The 15,794-nt window shown below is 37.9% G+C and carries 13 protein-coding genes and 2 tRNA genes; 6 read left to right on the top strand and 9 right to left on the bottom strand.

Translation table 11 applies throughout. The features are described from left to right. The first annotated feature begins 144 nt into the window (after positions 1–144). Together JEP71_RS00585 and gadC are read left to right on the top strand one after the other, a co-directional pair. Positions 145–1,536 (top strand): glutamate decarboxylase, encoded by a 1,392-nt coding sequence (locus JEP71_RS00585; RefSeq protein WP_109372422.1) that lies wholly within the window; start codon positions 145–147, stop codon positions 1,534–1,536. Positions 1,537–1,639: 103 nt separating this feature from the next. Beyond that, on the top strand, positions 1,640–3,196 hold the full coding sequence (gene gadC, locus JEP71_RS00590; RefSeq protein ID WP_198625575.1) for a glutamate:gamma-aminobutyrate antiporter: 1,557 nt from the start codon (positions 1,640–1,642) through the stop codon (positions 3,194–3,196). Between the two features lie 114 nt (positions 3,197–3,310). Here the strand turns inward: gadC and pykF are convergent, their stop codons facing one another. From pykF to JEP71_RS00610, 4 genes are all read right to left on the bottom strand, one after another. Continuing rightward, the gene (pykF, locus tag JEP71_RS00595; RefSeq protein ID WP_109372420.1) at positions 3,311–4,723 is read right to left on the bottom strand and encodes a pyruvate kinase PykF; all 1,413 of its coding nucleotides are present in this window, start codon (positions 4,721–4,723) and stop codon (positions 3,311–3,313) included. Between the two features lie 469 nt (positions 4,724–5,192). Beyond that, a tRNA-Val gene (locus JEP71_RS00600) sits at positions 5,193–5,269 on the bottom strand. Between the two features lie 29 nt (positions 5,270–5,298). After that, positions 5,299–5,375, bottom strand: a tRNA-Val gene (locus JEP71_RS00605). Between the two features lie 148 nt (positions 5,376–5,523). Then, on the bottom strand, positions 5,524–6,897 hold the full coding sequence (locus tag JEP71_RS00610; RefSeq protein WP_160230322.1) for an MATE family efflux transporter: 1,374 nt from the start codon (positions 6,895–6,897) through the stop codon (positions 5,524–5,526). A gap of 313 nt (positions 6,898–7,210) precedes the next feature. On the opposite strand from JEP71_RS00610, the gene JEP71_RS00615 reads away from it, so the two are divergent. Continuing rightward, a complete protein-coding gene (locus JEP71_RS00615; RefSeq protein WP_196533266.1) occupies positions 7,211–7,882 on the top strand; it encodes a riboflavin synthase subunit alpha in 672 nt (223 codons plus the stop codon). 86 nt (positions 7,883–7,968) lie between these two features. Here JEP71_RS00615 and cfa read toward each other — a convergent pair whose 3' ends face one another. Together cfa and punC are read right to left on the bottom strand one after the other, a co-directional pair. Then, positions 7,969–9,123, bottom strand: coding sequence for a cyclopropane fatty acyl phospholipid synthase (gene cfa / locus JEP71_RS00620; protein WP_198625576.1), 1,155 nt, complete (start codon positions 9,121–9,123; stop codon positions 7,969–7,971). 303 nt (positions 9,124–9,426) lie between these two features. After that, complete coding sequence (gene punC / locus JEP71_RS00625) at positions 9,427–10,644, bottom strand: purine nucleoside transporter PunC (protein WP_198625577.1); 1,218 nt, start codon at positions 10,642–10,644, stop codon at positions 9,427–9,429. Positions 10,645–10,762: 118 nt separating this feature from the next. On the opposite strand from punC, the gene punR reads away from it, so the two are divergent. Beyond that, positions 10,763–11,665 (top strand): DNA-binding transcriptional activator PunR, encoded by a 903-nt coding sequence (gene punR / locus JEP71_RS00630; protein ID WP_198625578.1) that lies wholly within the window; start codon positions 10,763–10,765, stop codon positions 11,663–11,665. Between the two features lie 26 nt (positions 11,666–11,691). On the opposite strand, the gene purR is transcribed toward punR, so the two are convergent. Beyond that, complete coding sequence (gene purR / locus JEP71_RS00635; RefSeq protein ID WP_198619596.1) at positions 11,692–12,717, bottom strand: HTH-type transcriptional repressor PurR; 1,026 nt, start codon at positions 12,715–12,717, stop codon at positions 11,692–11,694. Positions 12,718–12,985: 268 nt separating this feature from the next. Here purR and cydH point away from each other — a divergent pair, with 268 nt between their 5' ends. After that, positions 12,986–13,069 carry a cytochrome bd-I oxidase subunit CydH gene (gene cydH / locus JEP71_RS17720; RefSeq protein ID WP_103004765.1) on the top strand — a complete coding sequence of 28 codons (84 nt, stop codon included), beginning with the start codon at positions 12,986–12,988 and terminating at the stop codon, positions 13,067–13,069. Between the two features lie 137 nt (positions 13,070–13,206). Here the strand turns inward: cydH and sodB are convergent, their stop codons facing one another. Continuing rightward, positions 13,207–13,785: a superoxide dismutase [Fe] gene (sodB, locus tag JEP71_RS00645; RefSeq protein ID WP_109372414.1), complete on the bottom strand. Its 579-nt coding sequence runs from the start codon at positions 13,783–13,785 to the stop codon at positions 13,207–13,209. Positions 13,786–14,069: 284 nt separating this feature from the next. Continuing rightward, positions 14,070–14,885: a sulfite exporter TauE/SafE family protein gene (locus tag JEP71_RS00650; protein ID WP_198625579.1), complete on the bottom strand. Its 816-nt coding sequence runs from the start codon at positions 14,883–14,885 to the stop codon at positions 14,070–14,072. 458 nt (positions 14,886–15,343) lie between these two features. Between JEP71_RS00650 and JEP71_RS00655 the strand changes: the two genes are divergently transcribed. Further along, positions 15,344–15,685 (top strand): Grx4 family monothiol glutaredoxin, encoded by a 342-nt coding sequence (locus JEP71_RS00655; RefSeq protein ID WP_006537039.1) that lies wholly within the window; start codon positions 15,344–15,346, stop codon positions 15,683–15,685. Positions 15,686–15,794 lie beyond the last annotated feature (109 nt).

Here is a 15,794-nt window from a genome sequence, read left to right on the forward strand (position 1 = left end):
CAAAACAAAATATCGCGTTAATTGTAAAGTTCAAAAATTAAATTTGAATTTAATTTCTCACTTTTTATATTGTTGACTATCTTTAATAAATAAGCATTAAGCTTATTCCATGTCTTATAATATTTATTATTGTAGGGTAATAATATGAAAAACAAATCATCAAATTATAATGACCTAGATGATGTATATGCATCTCTCGATCTCTCTCAATCCTTACCTAAAACAAAAATTCCACAGAAAGAAAATAATCCACGTAATGTTTTTGATGCTGTTCGTGATGAATTAATGTTAGATGGAAATTCAAGACAAAATTTAGCGACATTTTGTCAAACTTGGGTTGATGATGAAATACGCGATTTAATGGATCTTTCTATCGATAAGAACATGATAGATAAAGATGAATATCCGCAAACAGCTGAAATTGAAAATCGTTGTGTTCATATGTTGGCTGATTTGTGGTGTTCGCCTGATGCATTAAATACATTAGGTTGTTCTACTATCGGTTCATCAGAAGCCGCAATGTTAGGCGGGTTAGCATTAAAATGGCAATGGCGTAAAAAACGTATTGCACAGGGAAAACCGACTGATAAACCAAACTTGATTTGTGGTCCTGTTCAAATCTGTTGGCATAAATTCGCTCGTTATTTTGATGTGGAATTAAGAGAGATCCCTTTAGAAGGTGATCGTTTAATGATGAGCCCAGAAGAAGTCATTAAACGTGTGGATGAAAATACCATTGGAGTTGTTCCAACATTAGGCGTTACTTTTACCTGTACCTATGAGCCTGTTAAAGCGGTTCATGACGCATTAGATAAACTTCAAAAAGAAACGGGATTAGATATTCCAATACACGTTGATGGTGCAAGTGGGGGCTTTTTAGCACCATTTTGCGCACCTGATATTGAATGGGATTTCCGCTTACCACGAGTAAAATCTATTAATGCCTCGGGGCATAAATTTGGTTTAGCACCATTAGGTGCGGGTTGGGTTATTTGGCGTGAAGCAAAAGATCTTCCTGAAGAGCTTATTTTTAATGTGAACTATTTAGGCGGCAATATGCCTACTTTTGCGCTGAATTTCTCACGCCCTGGTGGTCAAATTATCGCTCAATATTATAACTTCTTACGCTTAGGCCGAGAAGGATATGCAAAAATTCATAATGCTTGCTACTCAACAGCACAATATTTAGCAAGGGAAATTGAAAAGTTAGGCCCTTTTGAAATGATATTTAGTGGTGACTGTAAAGAAGGTATCCCCGCATTAGCATGGAAACTAAAAAAAGGGGCTAAAGTCACTTACTCTTTATACGATGTTGCAGATAAATTACGTAGTCGTGGTTGGCAGGTTCCCGCTTACTCTATGCCAGCTAATCGGGAGGATTTAGTGATCCAGCGTATTTTAGTTCGTCATGGTGTAAGTCTAGATCTTGCTTCATTATTAGTTGATGATTTCAAACGTACGCTAGAATATTTTGATAAGCACCCTGTCTGCAATCCTCTATCAGCAGAAGATGGTAGAGGTTTTAACCATAGCTAAATTCTGTTCGTTTTGAGGTTGAGGATCTTTATCTATTCTCAACCTCTTTCTAGATAATAACTCGACCGTAATTATTTTTCTGAATAAAGTTCAGGAGGATTGTATGACTACATCATCAACAAATTCAGCACCAAAACAACTTACATTAGTCGGTTTTTTTGCTATTACCGCTTCGATGGTGATGGCGGTATATGAATATCCGACGTTTGCCACATCTGGTTTTAGCCTTGTTTTCTTCTTACTTTTAGGTGGATTATTGTGGTTTATTCCTGTTGCATTATGTGCAGCTGAAATGGCTACCGTAGAAGGCTGGCAAGAAGGGGGAATATTTGCTTGGGTATCGAATACATTAGGAGAACGCTGGGGGTTTGCCGCCATCTCTTTTGGTTATCTACAAATTGCTATTGGTTTTATTCCTATGCTTTACTTCGTCTTAGGCGCGCTTTCTTATATTCTCAATTGGCCTGAATTAAATACCGATCCAGTAATTAAAACAGTCGCAGCTTTAATTATTCTTTGGGTATTAGCATTTACGCAATTTGGCGGTACAAAATATACGGCATCTATTGCCAAACTTGGTTTTTTTGCAGGTATTTTATTACCAGCTTTAATTTTAATTATTTTAGCTGTTAGCTATTTAATGAGTGGTGCACCATTAGCGATTGAAATAAGCGCAAAAACCTTTTTCCCTGACTTTACCCAAATTGGGACATTAGTGGTTTTTGTTGCATTCATTTTAAGTTATATGGGCGTAGAAGCTTCAGCAACTCATGTTAATGAGATGAAAAACCCTGGACGAGATTACCCCATCGCCATGTTTTTACTCATGATAGTGGCAATTTGTTTAAGCTCTATTGGGGGATTATCTGTTGCAGCAGTGATACCTAATAATGAAATTAATTTATCAGCAGGCGTGGTACAAACGTTCAGTGTTTTAGTCTCCCATTTCAGTAGTACACTTGATTGGACGGTTAGGATTATTGCTACGTTATTATTGCTAGGAGTTTTAGCCGAGATAGCTTCTTGGATTGTAGGACCTTCTCGTGGCATGTATGTTGCCGCTGAAAAAGGAATTTTACCGAAAGCGTTGGCGAAGGTGAATAAAAACGGAGTACCTGTTGCTTTAGTGATTTCTCAATTATTGATAACAAGTATTGCGATCATTATTCTGACTAACACTGGTGGCGGCGGTAATATGTCATTCTTGATTGCTTTAGCCTTAACGGTCGTTATTTATCTTTGTAGTTATTTCATGCTTTTCTTAGGGTATATGCAACTTACTTGTAAGCAAGTAGATAAAAAACGTGCATTTAGTATTCCTGGTGGTAAAAATGTTAAACTTATTGTTGCAATGGCTGGTTTATTACTCTCTATTATTGCGTTTGTGGTTTCTTTTTTCCCACCAAGCTCTTTGCCAAACGCAAGTAGTGATAAAACGTATGTGACCTTACTGATAGTCGGCTTCTTTGTTATCTTTGCTTTACCCTTTATTGTTTACGTGTGTCGTTCTAAACAAGGTAAAACACTCAGCAACGTCTCCTTAATTCACATTAAAAGCCATAATGCGCCAGCAGGGCACTTTTTTATTCATCCTCGTGCTCGTGCAACACATTATCTGTTATTAGAAAATAAAGAAGAGACAAATAAGAATAACGTGTAATAAAAAGACGAACAGGTAAAGGAAATTGTCACTAATAAATAAAGCATTAAAAAAACACCACTTCAAATATTGAAGTGGTGTTTTAAATTGTAAAGCGACTAAATGAATAAAGAATTACAGAACGTGAACAGATGAAGTATTTGTTGTACCGCTATCAACTAATGCGCCAGTTACCATAACAACACGGTCACCTGAGTGAGCTAAACCACTTGCTAATGCTGCTTCTTTACCTATACGGTAGAAGTCATCAGTAGAAGAGATTTCGTTAACTAATTGTGTTGTTACACCTTTAACTAACAGTAACTGACGAGCTGTTTCTTCGTTGTTTGTTAATGCTAAGATTGGTGCAGTTGGGAAGTATTTACGGATAGAACGAGCTGATTTACCACCAAAAGTTGCAACAACAATCAGAGGTGCATCTAAGTTTTCAGCCATTTCTACCGCACCACGACAAACTGCTTCAGTTACGCGTAATTTCGCAGCTGTTTGTTTGTAATCAAGGCGAGATTGCATGATACGGTCTGTACGCTCACAGATAGTTGCCATGATAGTCACAGCTTCTACTGGGTATTTACCTTTAGCACTTTCACCTGACAACATAACCGCATCAGTACCATCTAAGATAGCATTCGCAACGTCACCCGCTTCAGCACGAGTAGGGCGTGGGTTTTTGATCATTGAATCTAACATTTGCGTTGCAGTGATAACCACTTTACGCGCAGCGTTACATTTTTCGATCATCATTTTTTGTGCAAAGATAACTTCTTCAACTGGGATTTCAACACCTAAGTCACCACGAGCAACCATGATGCCGTCAGAGGCTTCTAAGATCTCATCAAAATTGTTTAAACCTTCTTGGTTTTCAATTTTTGAGATGATCATAATGTTTTCGCCACCGTGTGCATTTAAGTGAGCACGCATTTCTTCAACGTCAGAACGTTTACGAATAAATGATGCAGCAACGAAATCAACGCCTTGCTCGCAACCAAAGATAAGATCTTGTTTATCTTTTTCAGCTAATGCAGGTAAACCGATAGAAACGCCAGGTAAGTTAACACCTTTGTTTTCACCTAAGTCACCGTTGTTTAAAACTTCACAAACAACTTCTGTATCAGTTACAGCCGTTACTTTCATGCCGATAAGACCATCATCAACTAAAACGGTGTTACCAACAGTTAAGTCTTTAGCGAAACCTTCGTAAGTCACAGCAACGCGGTCTTTGTTACCCACAACAGTTTTGTCTGTGGTGAAAGTGAAAGTTTGACCTGCAACTAAAGTAACATCATTACCACCTTCTAATTTGATGGTACGGATTTCTGGGCCTTTAGTATCTAATAAGATAGCGGCCTTTTTGCCTGTTTTAGCGCAAACGTTACGCAGGTTTTTGATACGGTTGCCATGCTCTTCATAGTCACCGTGAGAGAAGTTTAGACGCATAACGTTCATGCCTGCGTCTAGTAATTGATTCAGTTTTTCTTCAGATTCGGTTTTTGGCCCGATGGTGCAAACAATTTTTGTCTTTTTCATGGCAGTCTATTTAATGGTTGTATTGTAATGGATGAATAAGGATTAATGTCGCCGTTTTCTATTAACTGTATCAACGGTGCAAAACAGGATGTACAAACTCACCTCTAATGGATAAGTTGCGCAACATGTTAATGGTTCAGCAACATCATAAAAATCTTGTCACTATTTTGTTTCAAGGGTTGGTAGACATCTTACATTATAGTCTATCACGATTCATTTGTTCTGTTTTCTAAAGATGCCCGTAAATCAATACGCTGAAACCTTTCAACAAAATTATGTTTCGTATTATAGAGGTTAATTTCTATGAAGAAAATCGAAAAAAGGTAAATTTAAGTGATGTGATCAAAATACAGCGCTGACTGCTTGTTTTTTAAACAATTTGTTGCGCAATAAAATATTGCAAGCTAGATTAATTATTTTGTAGGGTAGGTAAGATGAACAACAATAAGAAAATATAGAGAAAGAGAAATGGTGCGTCCAAGTGGACTCGAACCACCGACCCCCACCATGTCAAGGTGGTGCTCTAACCAACTGAGCTATGGACGCACTGTATTGAGATGTTGCCGAAAAATAAATGGTGCGTCCAAGTGGACTCGAACCACCGACCCCCACCATGTCAAGGTGGTGCTCTAACCAACTGAGCTATGGACGCATTATCTATTGGGTGACAACGGGGACGAATATTAACGAGATGATTCGATTCTGGCAAGAGGAAAAACACAAATTTATATTCAACTGCTCGTATTTAAAGCTATTTGTTGATATTTGTGTCATTCCCTTGCCTAAATAACTGTTTATCTTTAACGCTCTGAGCGTAATAACACCACTTCATCAGATTGGCGTTGGATCCACCAAATACGGGAACCCATCATAATTGCTGAGGCAGTTAAACCTAGAATAAAGCCAATCCAGAAACCAGCAGGTCCCATCGCTTCAACAACGTAATTAGTACGCCCTAAGATATAACCAGAAGGCAATCCAATTACCCAGTAGGCAATAAAGGTAATAAAGAAGATAGAGCGGGTATCTTTATAACCTCTTAATACACCTGAGCCAATAACTTGCACAGAATCTGATAACTGATAAAGCGCAGCGAATAACATAAGATGAGATGCTAATGTCACCACTTCAATATCATCGTTATACATTAATGCGATTTTTTCTCTAAAGATGATAGAGAAAATCGCAGTACAACTTGCCAACATTAGCCCAACAGCAAGTGCTGTAATGGCTGAAGTGCGGGCTTGTTCTGTGGAGCGTTGTCCTAAGTTATGACCAACACGGATTGTTGCCGCTATTCCCAATGACAGAGGGAACATAAACATCAGGGAACTAAAGTTAAGTGCTATTTGATGACTAGCAACCGCAGTAACGCCTAAAGGTGAAACTAATAATGCAACAACAGCAAAGAGTGTTACTTCAAAGAATAAGGCTAAACCAACGGGTAATCCTAAAAATGTAATACGTTTTATCGTGTGGAAATCAGGACTTACTAAACGTTTCTTTGGCATAACATCACGTTGTGTCGGTGCTCGACGCACGTAATAACGCATCATTAAGAACATTGCCCAGAAAACAGAGGCCGTTGCAACACCGCAACCAATACCCCCTAATTGTGGTGCGCCAAATTTACCGTAAATAAACGCATAGTTAACAGGGATATTAATTAATAAGCCAATAAAACCAATTATCATGCCGGGTTTTGTTTTAGATAATCCCTCACATTGGCTTCTTAGTACCTGATAGTAAAGGCAACCTGGCGCACCCCACATAATGGCGTGAATAAATCCAATGGCCTTTTCGGCTAATTCCGGTTCGATATCATGTTGCGCTTCAATAATAAAACGGCTGTTATAAAGAATAGCAATTACCATGATTGATAAGAAAGTGGCGAGCCAAAAACCTTGCTGTGTACGATTAGCAATGTGTTTTCGTTGTCCTGAACCATTTAATTGTGCAACGATTGGGGTTAATGCCATTAATATGCCTTGGCCTAATAAAATCGTTGGTAACCAAATAGACGTACCTACTGCTACTGCCGACATTTCTGTGGCATTTACAGCACCCGCCATGACAGTATCAACCACACCCATTGCTGTCTGGGAAAATTGCGCGATGATAACGGGGATACCGAGAGCAAGTAAGCTACGCGCTTCTCTTATGTACTTCTGCACGCATACACCTTTATTTATTATAAGAAAACGAAAGGAAAGGAAGAGAACAAACGTCGTATTGTTAAAATGACGTAAAGAGATCCTCAAGACCGCCTATTCTAATGATAAAAGTTTAATTAGCAACGAAAGAAGTTTAGCTTTTCAAGCACAGAATTTTGATAATTTATTAGGTGTTTTTACGTTATATTTAACGACAATAATCGATAAGGAATAAATGCGATAATTGTTCCTTTGTATTAATACGAGCTATGTTATCCTTAATAGCATAAACCTAAATTGAGTTTACCAGTTTATCGATCCAAGGAGATGTAAGATGTTTACAGGTATTGTTCAGGGAAAAGGGCGGGTTATTGCTATCGAAGATAAAGGCGATTTTCGTACCCATATCATTGAATTACCCAGCGAGTTAGTCGGCAATTTAGAAACAGGTGCTTCTGTTGCAAATAATGGTTGCTGTTTAACGGTCACTAAAATTGAAGGTACACATATTAGCTTTGATTTGGTGAAAGAGACATTACGTTTAACTAACCTTGGTGAATTAAAAGTCGGCTCCGAAGTAAATATTGAACGTGCGGCTAAGTATGGTGATGAAATTGGCGGGCATGTGATGTCTGGTCATATTGTAACAACGGCTGAAGTTGCCAAAATTATTACCTCAGAAAATAATCTACAAATATGGTTTCGTATTTTTGATAAAGCATTAATGAAGTATATTTTACACAAAGGTTTTATTGGTATTGATGGAATAAGCTTAACTGTGGGCGATGTGGTTAATAACCGTTTTTGTGTCCATTTAATTCCAGAAACTCGAGATAGAACGACATTAGGTCGTAAGCGCCTTGGTGATAAAGTCAATATTGAGCTTGATCCTCAAACTCAAGCGATTGTCGATACAGTAGAGCGCGTTATGGCACAACAAGCACAGCAACAAGCTTTATTCGCAACACAACAAATTGAAAATGAAGAACAAGCTTCACACAATTAATGATTAATGTTGTTATTCTTAAAGAGAACCAAAGAAAAAGCCAGTTTATCAATCAAACTGGCTTTTCTCTTGTTAGAAAAAAATAATTAACGAGGGATCTGTAAACCGCCAATATGGCCTTTAGGGCTTAGCACTATTTGCCATAACTGAATATCTCTGGCACGAAATGCGCCAGCACAGGCATTAAGATAATAGCTAAACATACGTTTAAAACGCGGTGTGTAGTTAGATTCAATACTTGGCCAACACGCTAAAAAACGCTGATACCATGCCATTAATGTTTTATCGTAATCAGCGCCAAAGTTATGCCAATCTTCCATCACAAATTTATTGTCCATTGCATGAGCAATTTTTTGAATAGACGGTAAACACCCATTAGGAAAGATATATTTGCTTATCCAGCTATCTACATTCACTTTATCGCGGTTAGAACCAATGGTGTGCAATAAAAACAGACCATCTTCTTTTAAATTATGACGAACTACATCAAAATAAGTTGCATAATTTTTAGGCCCAACGTGTTCGAACATCCCCACTGAAACTATGCGATCAAATTTTTCATGTAAATCACGATAGTCTTCTAGAATAATATTAACATCAAGTCCTTGGCATCGAGCTTGTGCCAGTTTTTGTTGCTCAACAGAAATGGTGACACCCGTAACAGATACGCCAAAGTATTTGGCTGCGTAGCCTGCTAGTCCACCCCAGCCACAACCAATATCTAATAAGGTCATACCTGGCTTTAAATCTAATTTTCGGCAAATTAAATCTAATTTATGCTCTTGGGCTTGGGCTAAATTATCTGCATTTTTCCAGTAACCACAGGAATATTGCATATTAGGATCAAGCATGGCGGCAAATAGATCATTACCAAGATCGTAATGCTCTTTACCTACCATCCATGCGCGTTTTTGTGTTTGCAGATTAAAAAGGCGGGCTGTTGCAATCTTGAAAAGATCACGTAGATTTTGTGGAAGCTTATTTTCAAGACCAGCACGTAAAACTTTATGAAAGAATATATCTAGTCGCTCACAATCCCACCAACCATCCATATAACTTTCGCCGAGACCTAATGAGCCTTGCTGTAATACTCTTTTATAAAAATTTTGATTATGAACCTGAATATCATAAGGTTCTGAGCCATTAACTCGAATATCAGCGTGAGCTAACAGTTCTGTTGCGATCTTTTTATAAGGATCGTTGGAGGTCTTTCGGCCTTCTTCTACACAAGATGTACTCATATACTCTCCGCGTAAACTAAGCGGGTTTTGAAACATAAAGCTAAGAAAGGATGTGTACAGATTGATAGTATTAAAATGGTATTGTGTTCAGTATGAATTGAACGAATAGAATTAATAAAACAACTAATCTGACATAATCAGCAAATAATCTGTTTAATGTCTCAAAATCCGAAAGAAAAATAAATAAAACGCTATTACAGCGTATGAGTAAGTATAGAGACGTAGAATGTTTTTCTCTAGAAAAGAAAAAGGCCATTTTTATAAAATGGCCTTTTTAAGATGATTCTTAAAATAAGGGGGCGATTATTCTGCGGTTTGAACCGTGTGCTTGGTAACAGATTTATTGTGCTGAATAAAGTAGCCAACCGCCATTGGAATTGCTGTTAACGCCATAATTGCCGTGGTGTTAATCAGCGGTTGTTGGCTGATAAATGCGGACACAATAAAACTCGCTAAGCTACAAAGACCCAGTTGAAGTGCATTTTGTAACGCAGCTGCTTTACCACTAATTTCAGGGTAAGCGGATAAAGCATTAGATACTGCGATTGGATAAGATGCACCATTCATTGCAGCCATAATACAGAATGGAATTAAAATAGTCGTTAATGTTGGCTCAGTAAATTTAGCAACAAGGTATAACGCAGTCATACTGACAGCATAACCAATTAACAACAGTGGCAGTAGCGTTTTACCTGCCATTTTTGACAGTAAAATACGACAGCCATAACCACCCACCATAAATGCAACAGTTTGTGGAATATAACTTAAACCGATATCCTGTGGAGAGTAGCCCATCTTTTCAAGAATGATTGGTGAGCCAGCTAACCAAGCAAAGAAACCTGCACTACAAGAAGCGTAAACCAATACGTTACCTGTGTAGAGAGGGGATTTTAGTAAAGTCGTAAATGAAGCGGTAGATTGGTTTTCATCAGTGACTGATTTTTGTTTAATGTTTTTTAGCATTAATGTCGGTAACATTAGAACTAATGTTACAGCCATTAACACCATGAAAATCATACGCCAGCCACCGTGATCTAATAATGATGCACCGATTAAAGGCGCAAGTGCTGGTGATAATGCAACCAGTGGCATAATTAAAGCAAAAACGTGCTGAGCGCGAGATTCATCAAAACGGTCGATGACAAGAGCTTGCCAAATAACAGCCGCAGAGCAGACGCCGAAAGCTTGTAGGAAGCGCATAGCAAGTAAGCCAGTTGCACTCTCAACCCACAGCATACCAAGACAGCCTAAAGAGAAAAGGCTTAAACCAATAAGTAGAATAGGTTTACGACCGACTTTGTCAGAAAGTGGTCCCCAAAGTAATTGAGCAACAGCAAAGCCAAATAAAAAGATACTTAAGCTATTACTAATAGCACCTTCGCTGATAGAGAGCTCACGCTGCATCATACCAAATGCAGGTAAGTACATATCAATAGCTAAGTAACCTAGCATACTCAAACCCGCTAGGTACACCATAAAGCTCATAGGTGTTTTTGATTGTGTGGAAGTTTTAGAATTCATTTTATTTTCTATGCTATGTGATGTAGAACATTTTATGTATTGTAACTAAGACTTATTTTACTTGTGAAACGGGAATATTTGGTTAATGCTGTGAAAAATTTTCAAAGGAATAAACTCTATGTGGTCAGAATACTCTTTAGAAGTTGTTGATGCAGTTGCAAGAACAGGAAGTTTTAGCTCCGCTGCTCAAGAATTGCACAGAGTGCCATCCGCCGTTAGTTACACTGTTCGGCAATTAGAGGAATGGCTTGCCGTTCCTTTGTTTGAGCGCCGTCACCGTGATGTAGAATTAACCTATGCAGGTAAAATTTTCATCAAAGAAGCACGATCTGTTATCAAAAAAATGAATGACACTAGACATCTTTGTCAACAAGTTTCTAATGGGTGGCGTGGTCAATTTAGTATAGCAGTTGATGGCATTGTTAAACCTGAAAGAACACAACAACTTATTCTCGATTTCTACCGCCATTTTCCTGATATTGAGCTGTATGTCTACCCTGAAGTGTTTAATGGCGTATGGGACTCCTTAGTTAATGGTCGTGTTGATTTAGCGATTGGTGCAACAAGAGCCTCACCAATTGGTGAACGTTATAGTTTTAGAGATATGGGATTTATGCCTTGGCGCTGTGTTTGTCATGTTGATCACCCTTTAGCGAAAGCACAACATCCATTAACGGATGATGAGATGCGACCTTATCCAAGTTTATGCTTAGAAGATACTTCACGCAGTTTACCAAAGCGTGACACTTGGGCGCTAAATAATCAGCGTAGAATGGTTGTTCCGACATGGGATATGGGGCTTGAATGTTTGTTAGCGGGATTATGCGTAGGAATGGTGCCTTGGCATCGTGCTGAACCTTTAATTGAACAAGGTAAGCTGGTTACTTTACAACTGGCACAACCATTGCCAGACAGCCCATGCTGCCTGACGTGGGTCGATAAAAGTGAATCACCCGCTTTGACATGGTTGTTAGATTATCTTGGAGATAGCCAAACCTTAAATGAGGAATGGCTTCGCTAGAAATCAGATAGCCGAATAAATCTGAATTAACGACGGTAGTCAATAAAAGGACCGTCAGCAACTGAACGGCGCTCAACTAATCGTGGATGAACTTCGATTGTTTGGGCGTCTTCGCGTTTATTGACGATGCGATCAAGCAACATTGACAAAGCCATTTGACCTAAACGCTCTTTTGGCTGGTGGACTGTGGTTAATGCTGGCGTAAAATAACGCGCATTACGAATATTGTCGTAACCCACAATGGAAATATCGAAAGGAACACGTAAACCTAGCTCATCAGCGGCACAAATTGCGCCCATTGCCATCACATCACCACCACAAAAAACAGCAGTAGGGCGATGTTTTTGATTTAACATCTGATACATGGCTTTATAACCAGATTCTGGCTCAAAGTCGCCTTGTACAATCCACTCATCTTTTACTGTGATTTTTGCTTCTTCCATGGCTTTTAAGAAACCTTGTAAGCGACCACCACCGGTATTACGTTCTAATGGACCAGGGATAATACCAATATCACGATGACCTCGTTCAATAAGGTAACGACCCGCAATATAACCACCATGAAAAGCATTATCGATAATCGTATCGGTAAAGTCACCACGCGCCTTACCCCAATCCATGACAACCATTGGAATATTACGATAGCCTTCTAACAGTGACAGAAGGTGATCGGGGTATTCAGAACACATGACTAATAACCCATCAACACGTTTTTGTGCCAGCATCGCTAAATAGGCTTTTTGTTTATCGAGGTTATTATGTGAATTACATAAAATCAGTGTGTAGCCTTTGCTATAACAACTATTTTCAACAGCTTCAATCACTTCAGCAAAGTAAGGAGCTTCACTGGACGTGGCTAACAGGCCAATAGATTTGGTGTGATTGACTTTTAAACTACGCGCAACGGCACTAGGCGAATAATTTAATTCTTTTATAGCGGCCCAAACTGCTGCCCGTGTGTTCTCAGCAACAAAACGTGTTTTGTTGATCACATGAGAAACAGTCGTGGTTGATACGCCTGCGCGTTTTGCCACGTCTTTTATTGTTGCCATGGTGTGGAAAACTCCTGACCTTCATTGGTCTCTTTTATCTAATTTTATGGTTTAACTGCCAGTATAGTCATACATAGGGCAAACACTGGCAATAATTTAGCGATTAGCTGTGAATTTTGTATGATCTAGCTCAAAAGTGAAAGTATTAATCAATGTTATAAATTGTGCACTAGTCGCTATTTTAGCAAATTTTGATATGTGATAATAATTAACCATGACAAGGTTATGGTTAAAAAAGTGTATTATAATCATTTTGAGGGAGAAATAGATGGATACGGATCTGAAATTTGGTTTGAGTACAGCAGTAGCAGCGCTTGTTATGATTGTTTTATTTTCGACTATGTTGTTCTAATCACTGCTTTATAGAATATCCGATCAATTTAAATAATAAATTATCGAATATCTGAATATAACAAAGGGCTCAAGGCCCTTTGTTATTTTGTCACCAAAAATGAATCTCAATCACTCACCTTTGATTATCAAGCTCAATTAAGCAAGGTTAGCTTCAACAAATGACCAGTTAACCAGTGCCCAGAACTCTTCTAAATATTTAACGCGCGCATTACGGTAGTCGATGTAGTAAGCATGTTCCCATACGTCTACTGTTAACAGAGGTTTGTCTGCGCCTGAAACTGGAGTAGCAGCATTAGACGTGTTAACAATTGCAACTGAACCGTCTGCTTTTTTAACTAACCAAGTCCAACCTGAACCGAAGTTTTTAGCTGCCGCATCATTAAATTGCTTTTTGAACTCTTCAAAAGAGCCGAATGCTTTGTTGATAGCATCAGCAACTTTACCTGTTGGTGCGCCGCCTGCGTTTGGTGCTAAGCAGTTCCAGTAGAAAGTGTGGTTCCATACTTGAGCTGCATTGTTAAAGATACCACCATCAGTAGATTTGATGATTTCTTCTAAGGATTTGCTTTCTAAATCAGTACCTTTAACCAGGTTATTTAAATTGGTTACGTAGGTTTGGTGGTGTTTGCCGTAGTGATATTCTAAAGTTTCTTTAGAGATGTGTGGCTCAAGAGCATCTAACGCATAAGGTAATTTTGGTAATTCGAAAGACATTGCGTACTCCTTTAAACTATCTATTTCGGGTTTTGTGCCTGAAATCATTCCATCAAAATCATTTGAATTGATAGAATGAGGCAAATGAATCACTAAGTTGTTACTATTTTGCTAATTATTTTAACAAAAATCTGCTGAAATAACAGCTAAATATCTTTTATCTATAGTTATAAGCCATATAGATTAATTATACTCATAAGAGTATATCCCACAGAGCAACTCGTAAAGCAGTAAAATATTGACTGTGTTCAGAGCCTATATCCTCTGATTGTTGCATTTTTTGCTTACTCTATCATCAGTGTATACATCATTTTCACTACGACTAAGAATAGGAATAATGCAAATATTTGGCGAACTCTTGGAATAGGTAGGCGATAAGCAACTTTTACACCGACAGGGGCGAAGAGAATGCTGGTAATGCTTATTCCAATAAAGGCAGGTAAATAAACAAAGCCTAAATAATAGTCATCAATATTTGTTTGATTCCAACCATAGATAATACCCATGATTGTGCCTATGGAAGCGATGATGACACCAATCATTGAAGAGGTTGCAATACATTTGCGTGTATTAAATCCCCAATGACTTAAAAGAGGAATGGTAATAGTCCCACCAGCAATACCGATAAAGCTGGATATAAAGCCAATTAAAGAGCCACCATTGGTTAACGCTGGTTTTGAAACAACAGGATCTTTCACGTTTTCTATGCGTTCTGCTTCTTTCTTTTTAGTTAATAATCCATAGATGGTATATACCATGAAAATACAGAACACGATTTGCAATATCGTGTTTGACATTTTTTGTACCAAAAATGTCCCAACAAGCATACCAATGATAGTGCCGATGGATAATAGAGGAAATTGCTGCCATAAAATGGCTTTATGTTTGTTATGGGAATACGCTGAAGATGCTGTGGAAAATATAATGACAGAGAACGAGGTAGATAAGGCAATTTTCATCACCATATCTGTTGGGATAGCTTGTTGACTCACTACATACATAACTACCGGAACAATGATTGCACCGCCTCCTATGCCAAGTAGTCCAGCAAAAAAGCCAGTGATACATCCCACTAAAAGAAACAGCAAAATCATATCCATAGTTAATACTCATCAAGGTTTATAACAAATTTATTTATATACATTATATCCTTTTAATAAAGTAGCGTTTTATCTTAATGTATAGATTATGAAATTTAATATATTGATTTTGATGTAAAACTAAAGCCGTTGTTATTTCATTTAATAATAAAGCAGTGCTTCATATACTTTAAAATCAAGTGAAGAAAAAATGCTCTTAAAATTAAGAAAGGAAAAACTGCAAAAATAAAAGGGGAGCTAATAGGATAAAACACACTCATAACCATCGGTAACGTATTGATTTATTTTTTATGCTTTATTGTGTTTTTTCTCATCAATAATCTCATAGATTAATACCAACTTATTGTTTTATATCGAGAACTAAACTTATATAGAGGTTTCTAATATAAAGTGGTATTCTTCTTTCATGTTTTCCCCTATAAAGCATATCGAATATAAAAGGCTGTAAGGACTTACAAATGACGACTATTGAAAAAATTGAACGCCAGATCAATGAAAACCCAATTATTTTATACATGAAAGGTTCACCAAAATTACCAAGTTGTGGTTTTTCTGCTCAGGCAGTTCAAGCTATTTCTGCTTGTGGTGAGCGTTTTGCGTATGTTGATATCTTGCAAAACCCAGATATTCGTGCAGAGCTACCAAAATATGCACACTGGCCAACCTTCCCACAATTATGGGTAGATGGTGAATTAGTCGGTGGATGTGACATTATTTTAGAAATGTATCAGCGCGGTGAATTACAGAAGTTATTAAAAGAGACTGCTGATAAATACCGTGGTGAAGAAGAAGCACAGTAATTAATTTTTATTGTGTCGGTATTGAAACGCATAAAATAATGAGATCTTCGATAAAAAAGCCCGTTCAATGATGAACGGGCTTTTTTCTGTTATTCATAAATGTATCAGC

Origin of the sequence: Proteus sp. PR00224 (genome assembly GCF_016238105.1) — a bacterium.
Lineage (GTDB): Bacteria > Pseudomonadota > Gammaproteobacteria > Enterobacterales > Enterobacteriaceae > Proteus.

Bases quoted from the DNA above. Each gene is read 5' to 3' on its own strand.
- JEP71_RS00615 (WP_196533266.1), top strand. From the start codon at position 7,211: ATGTTTACAGGTATTGTTCAGGGAAAAGGGCGGGTTATTGCTATCGAA.
- cydH (WP_103004765.1), top strand. From the start codon at position 12,986: ATGGATACGGATCTGAAATTTGGTTTGAGTACAGCAGTAGCAGCGCTT.
- punR (WP_198625578.1), top strand. From the start codon at position 10,763: ATGTGGTCAGAATACTCTTTAGAAGTTGTTGATGCAGTTGCAAGAACA.
- purR (WP_198619596.1), bottom strand. From the start codon at position 12,717: ATGGCAACAATAAAAGACGTGGCAAAACGCGCAGGCGTATCAACCACG.
- sodB (WP_109372414.1), bottom strand. From the start codon at position 13,785: ATGTCTTTCGAATTACCAAAATTACCTTATGCGTTAGATGCTCTTGAG.
- JEP71_RS00655 (WP_006537039.1), top strand. From the start codon at position 15,344: ATGACGACTATTGAAAAAATTGAACGCCAGATCAATGAAAACCCAATT.
- punC (WP_198625577.1), bottom strand. From the start codon at position 10,644: ATGAATTCTAAAACTTCCACACAATCAAAAACACCTATGAGCTTTATG.
- cfa (WP_198625576.1), bottom strand. From the start codon at position 9,123: ATGAGTACATCTTGTGTAGAAGAAGGCCGAAAGACCTCCAACGATCCT.
- gadC (WP_198625575.1), top strand. From the start codon at position 1,640: ATGACTACATCATCAACAAATTCAGCACCAAAACAACTTACATTAGTC.
- JEP71_RS00650 (WP_198625579.1), bottom strand. From the start codon at position 14,885: ATGGATATGATTTTGCTGTTTCTTTTAGTGGGATGTATCACTGGCTTT.
- pykF (WP_109372420.1), bottom strand. From the start codon at position 4,723: ATGAAAAAGACAAAAATTGTTTGCACCATCGGGCCAAAAACCGAATCT.
- JEP71_RS00585 (WP_109372422.1), top strand. From the start codon at position 145: ATGAAAAACAAATCATCAAATTATAATGACCTAGATGATGTATATGCA.